This window comes from Brachybacterium halotolerans, assembly GCF_016623465.1.
GTDB lineage: Bacteria > Actinomycetota > Actinomycetes > Actinomycetales > Dermabacteraceae > Brachybacterium > Brachybacterium halotolerans.
On sequence record NZ_JAEDAJ010000002.1, the window covers coordinates 403,312 to 415,620 of the forward strand.

General features: G+C 71.4%; 9 protein-coding genes. 5 read left to right on the forward strand and 4 right to left on the reverse strand.

Annotation, left to right across the window (positions count from 1 at the left end; translation table 11 throughout):
* Window positions 1-61 precede the first annotated feature (61 nt).
* On the forward strand, window positions 62-1,237 hold the full coding sequence (locus I8D64_RS05960) for a low temperature requirement protein A (RefSeq protein WP_200501585.1): 1,176 nt from the start codon (window positions 62-64) through the stop codon (window positions 1,235-1,237).
* Between the two features lie 63 nt (window positions 1,238-1,300).
* Here I8D64_RS05960 and I8D64_RS05965 read toward each other — a convergent pair whose 3' ends face one another.
* The gene (locus I8D64_RS05965) at window positions 1,301-2,839 is read right to left on the reverse strand and encodes a mannitol dehydrogenase family protein (RefSeq protein ID WP_200501586.1); all 1,539 of its coding nucleotides are present in this window, start codon (window positions 2,837-2,839) and stop codon (window positions 1,301-1,303) included.
* Between the two features lie 77 nt (window positions 2,840-2,916).
* Entirely contained in the window at window positions 2,917-3,846 is a 930-nt protein-coding gene (locus I8D64_RS05970; RefSeq protein ID WP_246482764.1) for a sugar-binding transcriptional regulator, read from the reverse strand.
* 433 nt (window positions 3,847-4,279) lie between these two features.
* Here I8D64_RS05970 and I8D64_RS05975 point away from each other — a divergent pair, with 433 nt between their 5' ends.
* The 4 genes from I8D64_RS05975 to I8D64_RS05990 all read left to right on the forward strand — a co-directional run bounded on the left by I8D64_RS05975 (window position 4,280) and on the right by I8D64_RS05990 (window position 8,703).
* Entirely contained in the window at window positions 4,280-5,710 is a 1,431-nt protein-coding gene (locus I8D64_RS05975; RefSeq protein WP_200501588.1) for an ABC transporter substrate-binding protein, read from the forward strand.
* A gap of 3 nt (window positions 5,711-5,713) precedes the next feature.
* Window positions 5,714-6,679: a carbohydrate ABC transporter permease gene (locus I8D64_RS05980; RefSeq protein WP_200501589.1), complete on the forward strand. Its 966-nt coding sequence runs from the start codon at window positions 5,714-5,716 to the stop codon at window positions 6,677-6,679.
* Window positions 6,676-7,602: a carbohydrate ABC transporter permease gene (locus I8D64_RS05985; protein ID WP_200501590.1), complete on the forward strand. Its 927-nt coding sequence runs from the start codon at window positions 6,676-6,678 to the stop codon at window positions 7,600-7,602. Before I8D64_RS05980 ends, I8D64_RS05985 begins: the two co-directional genes overlap by 4 nt.
* 177 nt (window positions 7,603-7,779) lie before the next feature.
* A complete protein-coding gene (locus I8D64_RS05990) occupies window positions 7,780-8,703 on the forward strand; it encodes a hypothetical protein (protein WP_200501591.1) in 924 nt (307 codons plus the stop codon).
* Between the two features lie 330 nt (window positions 8,704-9,033).
* Here the strand turns inward: I8D64_RS05990 and I8D64_RS05995 are convergent, their stop codons facing one another.
* Both I8D64_RS05995 and I8D64_RS06000 read right to left on the reverse strand, forming a co-directional pair.
* A complete protein-coding gene (locus tag I8D64_RS05995; protein WP_200501592.1) occupies window positions 9,034-9,573 on the reverse strand; it encodes a type 1 glutamine amidotransferase domain-containing protein in 540 nt (179 codons plus the stop codon).
* Window positions 9,574-9,782: 209 nt separating this feature from the next.
* Complete coding sequence (locus tag I8D64_RS06000) at window positions 9,783-12,245, reverse strand: heavy metal translocating P-type ATPase (RefSeq protein WP_200501593.1); 2,463 nt, start codon at window positions 12,243-12,245, stop codon at window positions 9,783-9,785.
* Between the last annotated feature and the right edge of the window lie 64 nt (window positions 12,246-12,309).

A 12,309-nucleotide genomic window follows, 5' to 3' on the forward strand; every position in this document is an offset into this window, starting at 1 on the left:
CTTCGAGGCTCGCGCACAGGCGCAGGCACGCGCCCCCATCCCCACCCCCTCCGAGGTGCCCATGACCACGACCACCGCCTCCCGCTGGCGGCTGCTGCCGATGCACCCCCGCGACCCCCACGAGGAGGGACGGGCAGGCTCATCGCTCGAGCTGTTCTTCGACCTGGTCTTCGTGATCGCCGTGAGCATCGCGGGCGTCCAGCTCCACCACGCTCTCGCCGAGTCGCACGTGGCCGGCGGTGTGGGCCACTACGCGATGGCGCTGTTCGCGATCTGGTGGGCGTGGATGAACTTCACCTGGTTCGCCACCTCGTTCGACACCGACGACTGGCTCTACCGGGTGCTCACCATCGCCCAGATGGGCGGCGTGATGGTGGTCGCCGCGGGCATCGGCCCCGTCTTCGAGCACGATTCCTTCGGCGTGATGATCGCCGGGTACGTGGTCATGCGCCTGTCGATGGTCGTGCAGTGGCTTCGGGCGGCGGCGACGCCGTCCTCGACGGGCGAGGCGCGGCGAGCGGCCCTCCACTACGCCGTCGGCATCGCGATCGTCCAGGCGCTCTGGGTGCTCATGCTCCTGCTGCCGCACGGCCTGCTGATCCCCGCGGCGATCTTCCTGATCCTCGCGGAGATCAGCGTTCCCGTCATCGCGGAGCAGCGCGGGCGCACCCCCTGGCATCCCGAGCACATCACCGAGCGCTACGGCGGATTCACCCTGATCCTGCTGGGAGAGAGCCTGCTCGCGTCCTCCCACGCGATCATCGAGGCGCGCGACGCCGAGGTCCCGCTCGCGGACCTGGTCCCGCTCGGCGCAATGTGCCTGATCGTGACCGCCGCACTGTGGTGGATCTACTTCTGGCCGCCCCACCACGAGGCAATCGGCTCGCTGCGCAGCTCCCTGCTCTACGGCTACGGCCACTACGTGATCTTCGCGGCCGCGGGCGCATTCTCCGTGGGCGTCGAGCTCGAGGTCGATGTCGCCATGGGCGAGTCGGAGATCGGTCCGACGGCCGCCGCGTACGCGGTCTCCCTGCCGATCGCGATCTTCCTGGTGGGCATGTGGTGCGTGGTGATCCGCCGCTCGGCCGACGCCGTGGTGAGCACCTCGATCGCGCTCGCGGTGCTCGTGGTGCTGATCGATCCGCTGGTGCCCCTGCCCATCGCCCTCACCACGATCGTCATGGTGCTGCTCGTCGCGGTGATGGTCTGGCGCAGGCCGCGGACGTCGGCCCGCTGACCCGTCGGCCCGCGGACCCGCGGACCCGATCTCACCCTGGCCGACGCCGCGCGCCCACCGCGCTCACACCGTCGCGTGCAGCTCCTGGAGGAGGGCCCGGGCGCCGCGGGTGCGCAGCACCTCGAGTGCGTGGAGGTACGGGGTCGTGAACGCCTCGTGCTCGACGAGGTCGCCGAACAGCTCCGCGTCGCGCAGGAACGCGAGAGGGTCCTCGTCATGCTTCGCGGCGGCGGCCATGACGCGGTCGTGCAGACGGTCGACGACAGGCCACTCCTCGCCGTTCTCCCCCGTGCCCTCCGCGTAGCGGGCCCAGGAGGCGACGATCGCCGCGCATGCGCTCACGTCGCGCCCGGCCTCGATGTTCTCCTGGATCACGGGCACCATCCAGGTGGGGATGCGGTCGCTGGACTCGGCGGCCAGACGCGCGAGGGTGTCGCGCACGTGCGCGTTGGAGAAGCGCGCCATGAGCTCGTCCTTGTAGGCGTCGAGGTCGATGCCGGGGACGTCGGGGACCGTGGGCGTGCCCTCCCGGTCCATGTACAGGGTGCGGGTGAAGGGGGCGAGGTCCTCGTCCTGCGCGGCCTCATGGGCGAAGGTCTGCCCGAGCAGCAGCCCGAAGTAGGCGATGGCCTGGTGGGAGCAGTTGAGCAGGCGCAGCTTCATGAGCTCGTAGGGCTCGACGTCCTCGACCATCTGCACGCCCACCTCCTCCCAGGCGGGGCGGCCCAGCGGGAAGGAGTCCTCGAGAACCCACTGCACGAAGTCCTCGCTGACCACGGGCCAGGCGTCCTGGACGTCGTACTCGCGGGAGATCATCTCGATGTCGGATTCGGCGGTGACCGGGGTGATGCGGTCGACCATGCAGTTGGGGAAGGCGACGTGCTCGTCGATCCACGGGGCCATGGGCGCATCGCCGTGCAGACCGGCCTCGTCGCGCAGCTGCGCGTACGCGAGGATCATGCGCTTGGCGAGGTCGCCGTTGCCGCGCACGTTGTCGCAGGACATCACCGTGAAGGGGGGCGTGCCGGTCTCGCGGCGGCGACGCAGCGCCTCGACGACGAAGCCGAACATCGTCTGCGGGTGGCCGACTGGCGCGTCCCCGCTCCCCTCGCCGAAGGCGGTGCGCAGGTCCTCGGCGACGGCGGGCGTCTCGCGCTGGAACTCACCGGTCGAGGGGTTGTAGTTGTAGCCGCCCTCGGTGACGGTGAGGGAGACGATGCGGGTGCTCGCCTCGCTCATGCGCGCGAGCACGGCCTCCGGGTCGTCAGGCGCGAAGAGGTACTCGGCGATCGAGCCGATCACCCGCGGGTCCTGGGTGCCGTCGGGCGCCTTCGTGACCAGGGTGTACAGCCCGTCCTGCGCGCCGAGCGCGTCGCGCATGCGCGCATCGCCCGGCAGCAGGCCCACGCCGCACAGCGCCCAGTCGCGGTCGCGTCCGGCGCGCATGAGGCGGTCCAGGAACATCGCCTGGTGGGCCCGGTGGAAGCCGCCGACGCCGAAGTGGACGATGCCGACGGATCTCTCCTCGAGCGGGACATCGGGGACCGGGATCCGGCCTGCGGCCGCGATCTCGGGCAGGGCGGCGGCGTTCAGGGAGGTCATGACGCATCCTTCGTCATCGGCGGATGGAGACGGGGCCGACGATACCAGCGCCCGGATCAGATGAGCAGTCCTCGCTCTCAGCCGAGCAGATCGGCGACCTGCGTCGCGAGCTCGGCGGAGAGCACGAGGTCGTCGACGAGGCCCGCGCGGGCGGCCGCGACCACGGCTTCGGGATGGCCCACGGCCGGTGCGACCGCCACCACGTGCGCGCGCCGCAGCTGCTCGGCGCCCACCCCGATCACGCGCTCCTCGATGCCGGCCCGGGCGACCCGCCCCTCGGCGTCCACGAGGACGCCGGCGCACTCGGCGACCACGCCCGCCTCCCGCGCCCGGCCTCGCTCGTCCTCGGAGAGCCTGCTCCACAGGGTCGAGGCGCCGGGCCACCAGGCGCCGATCGAGACGGTCGCGACGTCGATCTCGTCGGCCGCCTCGAGGGCGGATCGCACCTCGTCCATGCCGCGCAGCGAGGCCGCGACCTCGGGCGAGTCGACGATCAGCGGGGTGGGCAGCGCCCAGATGCCGCCGCCCGCGAAGGATCCGAGCGTGTGGATGAGGGCCGAGGAGTGCGCGCTCGAGTAGCCGGGAGCACTGAGGGGGCCGACGAGCTGGACGACATCGACCCTGGGCAGGGCGTCGAGCGAGTCGGGCAGGTGCATGAGCGTGCGCGACCAGGCGACCCCGAGGCGCCCGCCGTCGTGCAGGAGGTCCGGCAGCAGGCGCCCGACCTGCCGGGCGAGGGCCGCGCGCATGGTCTCGTCCACACGCGGGGAGGCGACGACGACGCGGGAGATGCCGAGCTTCTCGGCGAGCGGCGCGAGATCGCGGCCCGACTCGGCGGGGTCGTGGATCTGGATCCGCACGATGCCCTGCGCACGCGCCTCCTCGAGCATCCGCGCGACCTGGAAGCGCGAGAGCCCGTGCTCCTTGGCGATGTCCACCTTCGAGCGGTTCTGGAGGTAGTACTCGGTCGCCAGATGCGCCTTGAGGGAGCCGTCGTCCGCGGGCATGGAAGCTCCTGTGGGTGGTCGAGGGGGCGTGATGGTCGTGGCAGTCGTGATGGTCATGGTGGGCGACGTCGCGTCGCGCCGGATCGGCGCGGCCGGTTCCGGGGATGCCGGCCGACGCTGCGCGCCGCACCCGCGTCCCGATTCCGTTCCGCCTGTTGCTCCGCGAAGCGTATATGACTACGCTCACGAATCAGATGAGCGCAGCCGCCCATCAGATGTGCGGCCGCTCGCGACGGCCCATCGACCGCACCGACCACCTGCGGGTCCGACTCCGACGTCGGCCCGCGACCCGGCCCGACCGACCCCGGTTCCAATTCCGTACCAGGACCGACCGACTCCGGCTCCGGACCCGGACCCGGACCCGGACCCGGACCGACGTTCCGACGCGAGACCCGTCGACACCGACGCCGACACCGCCCAGAGGGGACAGCCCATGCCGCACCTCCGATCCCGCACCTCACCACCGCCGTCGGCCGACCCGGCCCCGTCGGCCCTCCGCACCACCCCCTCCCCTCCGGCCCGGCGCACGGTCCTGGGCGCGGGCGCGCTCGGCGCCGGCGCGGCGAGCCTGGGCCTGGCCGGCTGCGGCTCGGGCAGCAGCGGCGGCAAGCAGTCCATCGTCGTCGCGATCGTCTCGAACCCGCAGATGCAGGACGCGATCGGGCTCGTCGACCACTTCCGGGCCGACCACCCCGACGTGGACGTGCGCTTCGTGTCCCTCCCGGAGAACGAGGCCCGCGCGAAGATCACCGCGTCGGTGGCCTCGGGTGGCGGCGAGTTCGACGTCGTGATGATCTCCAACTACGAGACCCCGCTGTGGGCGAAGAACGGCTGGCTCACCGACCTGCAGCCCTTCATCGACAAGACCGAGGGCTACGAGCCCGAGGACTTCATCCCCACCATCCGCGAGGCCCTGACCTCCGGGAAGTCCATGTACTCGGTGCCGTTCTACGGCGAGAGCGCGTTCCTCGTCTACCGCAAGGACCTCTTCGACGAGGCCGGGCTGACGATGCCCGGCCACCCCAGCTGGGACGACATCCGCTCCTTCGCGAAGACCCTGCACGACCCCGAGAACGGCATGTCCGGCATCGCCCTGCGCGGCCTCGCCGGCTGGGGCGAGAACCTCGCGCCCATCAACACCGCCATCAACACCTTCGGCGGCTGCTGGTTCGACATGGACTGGGCGCCGCGACTGGACTCCGAAGAGGTCCACGAGGCCGTCTCCACCTACGTCGACACCGTGCGCACCTGGGGCCAGCCGGGCGCGGCGACCTCCGGCTTCGGCGAGTGCCTCACCCAGTTCGCCCAGGGCAACGCCGCCATGTGGTTCGACGCCTCCTCGATGGTCTCCGGGATCGAGAACCCCGACTCCTCGACCGTGGCCGGCAAGACCGACTACACGCTGGGGCCGACGGTCGACACCGAGTCCACCGGCTGGCTCTACTCGTGGGCGCTCGCGATCCCCGAGACCTCCACGAAGAAGCAGGCCGCCTGGGACTTCATCGCCTGGATGACCCACCCCGACTACTTCCAGCTGGTCGGGAAGGAGGTGGGCTGGGAGTCGCTGCCCCCGGGCTCCCGCAGCTCGACCTACGAGATCCCCGAGTACAAGAAGCTCGCCGCCCACTACGCGACCCCCACCCTCGACTCGATGGACAACGCGACCCAGGAGAAGGCCATGACCCAGGAGGTCCCCTACCCCGGACTGCAGTTCGTGGGCATCCCCGAGTTCCAGGACCTGGGCACGCGGGTGGGCCAGCAGCTCTCGGCCGCGATCGCGGGCGGGCAGAGCGTCGAGGACGCCCTCTCCCAGGCGCAGACCTTCGCCGCGTCCGTCGCCCGCACCTACGGATGGGAGGGCTGAACGATGACGACCGCCGCCGCAACCGGGACCCCGCAGTCCCGCGGGAGCTCGCAGCCCCGTCGCACCGCGCCGCCGCGCGGCGCCGCGCAGTCCCGGGCCGACGGGTGGAGCCGGCGCCTGCCGCTCCTGCCCGCCTTCGTGTTCGTGGTGATCTGCACGCAGATCCCGTTCCTGCTGACCATCTGGTACTCGCTGCGCTCGCGGAACCTCCTGCGCCCCGAGGGCGAGGAGTTCGTGGGCCTGCAGAACTTCCTCGACATCTTCCGCGACTCGACCTTCCGCGGCGCCGCGCTGAACTCGATCCTCATCACGCTCGCCTGCGTGGCCGTCGCACTGCTGCTGGGGCTCGGGCTCGCGCTGCTGCTGGACCGCAAGTTCCTGGGCCGCGGGATCGTGCGCACCCTGCTCATCACGCCGTTCCTCATCATGCCGGTCGCCGGCGCGATGCTCTGGTCGATCTCGATGTTCGACCCCACCTACGGGCTCGTGAACTGGCTGATCTCCCTCGTGGGCGTCGGCCCCGTGGACTGGACCAGCCAGCTGCCGGTGTTCTCCATCGTGGTGGCGCTGGTGTGGCAGTGGACGCCGTTCATGATGCTCCTGCTGCTCGCGGGCCTGCAGTCGCAGACCGGCGACGTGCTCGAGGCCGCCTCGATGGACGGCGCCTCCCCGTGGCAGACGTTCCGCCACATCACGCTCCCCCACCTGCGCTTCTACATCGAGCTCTCGGTGCTGCTGGGCGCGATCTACGTGGTCAACACCTTCGACCAGATCTACCTGATGACCGCGGGCGGACCGGGCACGGCGAGCGCGAACCTGCCGTTCTACATCTACCAGCGCGCGTTCCTCGGCTTCGACATCGGCCAGTCCGCCGCGATGGGCGTGGTCACCGTCGTCGCCACCATCATCATCTCGACGCTCGCGCTGCGCCTGATCTTCCGCAGCATCAACGCCAAGGAGCAGTCATGAGCACCGTCGCCGACGCCTCCCCCGCCCCGTCGCCGCGGCCCTCGCCCGCGGGATCCGCAGCCACCCGTACGTCGGCCCCCGACGCCCCCGCGATCCGACCCAAGCGCGCCCGCGGCACCACGACCGGACACCTGCTGGGCATCCTCGCCTGGATCGTCGGGCTGATCTTCTTCGCGCCGGTCGCCTGGATGGTGCTCACGAGCTTCAAGCAGGAGTCGCAGGCCGCCTCGAACCCGCCCACCTTCCTGTTCACCCCCACCCTCGACCAGTACAAGGCGGTGCTCGCCTCCGGCGCGGGCAGCTACCTGCTGAACTCGGTGATCGCGACGGCGTGCTCGACGCTGCTGGTGCTCGTGCTCGCCATCCCCGCCGCCTACGCGCTCAGCATCCGGCCGGTAAAGAAGACCCAGGACGTGCTGTTCTTCTTCATCTCCACCAAGATGCTTCCGGTGGTCGCGGTGATCATGCCGATCTACGTGATCGCCGGACAGCTGCGGATGCTCGACAACCTGCTCACGCTGATCGTGCTCTACACAGCGATGAACCTGCCGATCGCGGTGTGGATGATGCGCTCGTTCTTCCTCGAGGTGCCCGGCGAAGTGCTCGAGGCGGCCTCGATAGACGGCGCCTCCCTCATGCGCACGATGCGCACCGTGCTGCTGCCGATGGTGGCACCCGGCGTCGCGGCGACCGCGCTGATCTGCGTGATCTTCGCGTGGAACGAGTTCTTCTTCGCCCTGAACCTCACCGCCGCGAACGCCGCCACGGTGCCGATCTACCTCATGAGCACGATGACATCCGAGGGCCTGTTCCTCGCGCGGCTCTCCGCCGCCTCGGTCATCGCCTCCCTGCCCGTGGTGCTCGCCGGCTGGATCGCCCAGAAGCAGCTGGTGCGCGGGCTCTCGATGGGCGCGGTGAAGTAAGGGGGCCGCGGAGGGGCGGGGGCGAGGAAGAGCTCGTTCGGCGAGGCGCGGTCGTAAGGTGCGGGTGAGGCGGAGGCTTCGTGACTCGCCCGGCCTGACCTGGGTTTCAGTCGGGGCTGACCAGGGGAATGTGGATGATCGGCCGACGCTCCGCCCCGCCGCGTGCACCCTGGGGCGATGACACGGACCCCGGAACCGCTCCCGAGCAGCCTCGGGCCCGTGTTCACCGCTGCCGAGGCGTTCGCGGCCGGCGTCAGCGCTCGCCGGCTGCGGGCGCCGGACCTGGGACGGGTGCAGCGTGGCCTCTACCGTCGGGGTCCACGGTTCACTGCCGAGGACGTCGCGCGGGCACTGCGCTGGTCGGACGCGAGCGTGATGCTGTGCGGCCCCACCGCCGCGCAGGTCCTCAGCATGCCGCTCCCCTCAACCCTCGACGTGGCGAACACCCAGCAGATCCACCTCACCAGCGCCCATGCACGGCGCAGCTCGAGGATGCTGGTCTGGCACCGCCTCACGATCGACCGTGACGACGTCTTCGACGCACAGGGATGCCGCCTCACCGGTCGGGTCCGCACGGCGATGGACCTCGTCGAGCATCTGACGCCCGACGACCTCGTCTCCGTGCTCGATCACCTGATCCGCCACCCGCGCCCCCGCTTCGAGGGACGCTCCGCTCCGTACGCGACCCCCGAGGGCCTGCGCATCGCGATCGACTCCTCCCGACGCACCGGGCGGGCTCCCCTGCGCGCAGCGCTCGGGCGAGCCAGGGTCGGCAGCGACTCCCCGGCCGAGACGTCGCTCAGGCTGTCGCTCGTGCGCGCCGGCATCCCCGATCCCCAGCTCAACGTCAGGGTCTGGGAGGGCGGCGTCGACCTGGGGGAACCGGATCTGAGCTGGCCGGAGTGGAAGGTCTGCGTCGAGCACGAGGGGCCCAGCCACCTCACGCCCGAGCAGCTGGCGAAGGACATCCGTCGCGCCAAGCGGCGCGCGGCCCACGGGTGGCTCGAGATCCGCACCGTCGCCGAGCACCTCCGCGCCGGAGGACGACTCGCGGTGCACGAGGTGCGAGACGCCCTCCGCTCGCGCGGCTGGGAAGGCTGAGCTGGGGGTGTGGGGGCTGAGCGTTGGCCCCTGGGTCCTGGCTCTCGACTCCTGGGCCCAGCTCCTGGGTCGTGGGTCCCGGCCCCGACTCCTGGCTCGACGCGAAAGTGCTGCGCAACAGTCGTTATGAGCCCTCAGAACGACCACTACGCAGCACTCAAGCTCCGAGCACCACTCCCAAGCACCCCAAAACAGGGGCCACACACGAACAGTGCTGCGAAACGGTCGTTATGAGCCCTCAGAACGACCACTACGCAGCACTCAAACGCAACGCGCAGTGGGAGGCACGGTGCGCTCCGCGCCCCGCGCTATGCGCCCCGGGCGACCTCGTCAGCCGGCGAGGCGCGCGATGACCTCGGCGTTGAAGGCGTCGAGGTCGCCGGGGTTGCGGCTCGTGGTGATGCCGCGGTCGGTGACGACCTGCTCATCGACCCAGTCGGCTCCCGCGTTGCGCAGGTCGGTCGCGACCGAGGTGAAGCTGGTCATCCGCAGACCGTCGACGAGGCCCGCCTCGATGAGGATCCAGGGGGCGTGGCAGATCGCGGCGATGGGCTTGCCCGCGGTGGCGCAGGCCTTCACGAGGCCCACCGCGTCCTCGTCGATCCGCAGGGAATCGGCGTTCAGCGTGCCGCCGGGCAGGACCAGGGCGTCGAAATCATCGGCGTTCGCGCCCTTGATGGGGCCGTCGACGGGGAACTCCTTGCCGCGATCCCAGTCGCCGTTCAGGGCGACGACGGTGCCGTCCTCGGCGGAGAGCAGCACGGTCTTCGCGCCGGCCTCCTGGAGGGCGGCGAGGGGCTTGGCGAGCTCGGGCTCCTCGACGCCTCGGTTCGCGATGAGTGCGACGGTGCGTCCGGTCAGGTCGGTCATGATGCTTCCCTTCGCTCGGGGGTTCCCGCGAGGCGGGACTCGACGTCCACGTTATGCCCGGCGGGTGCGGTCGTGAAGTGGTCGCGCCAGGAGCGAACAGGGCGCCGCGTTCCGGAAGGTGACCCGTCGCCACGCGACCCAGGAGCGAACAGGGGCACCATCGGCACTGTGCCCGCCTCGCACGCCCGCCCCGCGCGACCCCCGACCCCTCAGCGCGCGTCGGCGCGGAAGGTGCGCAGGCGCAGGCTGTTGAGCACCACGAACACGCTCGAGAAGGCCATGGCCGCGCCGGCGAGCATGGGGTTCAGCAGGCCGAGTGCTGCCAACGGGATCGCGGCGACGTTGTAGGCGAAGGCCCAGAACAGGTTCCCGCGGATCGTGCGCAGGGTGCGGCGTGCGAGGCGGACAGCGTCGGCCGCGGAGCGCAGGTCGCTGCGCACCAGAGTGATGTCGGCGGCCTGGATGGCCGCGTCGGTGCCGCCGCCCATGGCCAGGCCCAGGTCGGCCTGGGCGAGGGCGGCTGCGTCGTTCACGCCGTCGCCGACCATCGCGACCTTCCGGCCCTCGCTCTGCAGGCGGGCGATCACGGAGACCTTGTCCTCCGGCATGACCTCGGCGATCACCTCGTCGATGCCGACCTCGGAGGCGACGCGCTCGGCGACCGTGCGGCCGTCGCCTGTGAGGAGCACGGGGCGCAGTCCCAGTTCGCGCAGACGCGAGATCGCGTCCGCGCTCGAGGGGCGCAGGGCGTCGGCGACGGTGAGGACGCCGCGCGCCTGGCCGTCCCAGGCGACGAGCACGGCGGTGCGCCCCGCGTCCTGTGCGCTCTCCTGGAACGCGGCGAGCTCGGAGGGCACGCGGATCGCGTCGACCTCATCGGCTCTATCGGCCCCGACGACCCCGTCAGCCCCGTCAGCCCCGTCAGCCCCGGCCACACGTCCCACGCTCACGAGCACGCCGTCGACGACCCCGCGGGCGCCGCGGCCGGGCAGGGCCTCGAAGTCGATCGCCTCGGGCAGGTCGCCGATGCGCTCGCCGACGCCGCGGGCGATGGCCTGGGCGATCGGGTGCTCGGAGGAGTCCTCGACGGCGCCCGCGCGGCGCAGCAGCGTCTCCGTGTCGACACCGTCGGCCGGATGGACGTCGACCAGGGTCATCCTCCCCGTGGTCACGGTGCCGGTCTTGTCCAGGACCACCGTGTCGAGGTCGCCGGTGCTCTCGAGCACCTCGGGGCCCTTGATGAGGATGCCCAGCTGGGCGCCGCGGCCGGTGCCCACCAGCAGAGCCGTGGGGGTCGCGAGGCCCAGCGCGCACGGGCAGGCGATGATGAGGACGGCCACGGCCGCGGTGAACGCGGCCTCCGCTCCGTGCCCGGTGAGCAGCCAGACGACGAGCGTGACCAGCGCGATCCCCAGCACGATCGGCACGAACACGCCGGAGATCCGGTCCGCCAGGCGCTGCACCCGCGCCTTGCCGGACTGGGCGTCCTTCACGAGCTGCGCCATCTGGGCGAGCTGGGTGTCGGCGCCCACGCGGGTCGCGCGCACCACGAGCCGTCCGCCGCTGTTGACGGTCGCGCCGGTGACCGCGTCGCCCGCGGCGACCTCCTGGGGCACCGACTCGCCGGTGAGCATGGAGGCGTCCACGGCGCTGTGCCCGGAGACGACCTCGCCGTCGGTCGCGATCTTCTCGCCGGGCCGCACCACGAACTCGTCGCCCACCGCGAGGTCGCCGATCGGCATGCGCACCTCGGTGCCGCCGCGCAGCACGGCCACGTCCTTCGCGCCCAGATGGAGGAGGGCTTGCAGGGCGGCCCCGGCCTCGCGCTTCGAGCGCTTCTCGATGTACCGGCCGGCGAGGATGAACAGGATGACCCCGGCGGCGACCTCGAGGTAGATCGTGGAGGCACCATCGGACCGGGCGATGGTGAGGTCGAAGCCGTGGTGCATGCCCGGCATGCCGGCGTCCCCGAGGAACAGGGCGTACAGCGACCACAGGAACGCGGCCGTGGTGCCCATCGAGATCAGGGTGTCCATCGTCGCCGCGCCGTGGCGGGCGTTGATGAGCGCCGCGCGATGGAAAGGCCAGCCGGCCCAGACGATCACCGGTGCGGCGAGTGCGAGCGAGGCCCACTGCCAGTACGTGAACTGCAGCGCGGGAATCATGGCCAGGGCGATCACGGGGATCCCGAGCACGGCCGCGCCGATCAGGCGCTGGCGCAGGGTGACGAGCTCGGGGTCGACGGGTTCGACGTCGGAGGGCTCGGGGTCGGCGGGACCCTCGCCGGCGGAACCGGTCGAAGATCCCGAGGCGCCCGACGGGCCTGCTGCGCCGGATCCCGCAGGGGCCGACAACGCTCGGCCGGAGGACATCCCACCCGACGGCGCCGCGCCCGCTGCACCCGCCGCACCCGCGGGCACAGTGGCCGTGTATCCGGCCTTGGCCACGGTCCCCACCAGCACCTTGGGGTCGAGGTCCACGGGGGCGGTGACCCTCGCGGACTCGGTCGCGAAGTTGACGCTCGCCTCCACGCCGTCGAGCTTGTTGAGCTTGCGCTCGATGCGGTTCGCGCAGGAGGCGCAGGTCATCCCGCCGATGTCGAGGTCGATCCCGCGCAGCGGACCGACGGCGCCGCTCGGCGTGCTGCGCGCATCGGAGTCGGCGGATGTCATCGAAGCTCCTTCGGGGCGGGATCGATTCGGGATGGGATCCGTTCGGGACGGGATCCATTCGGGA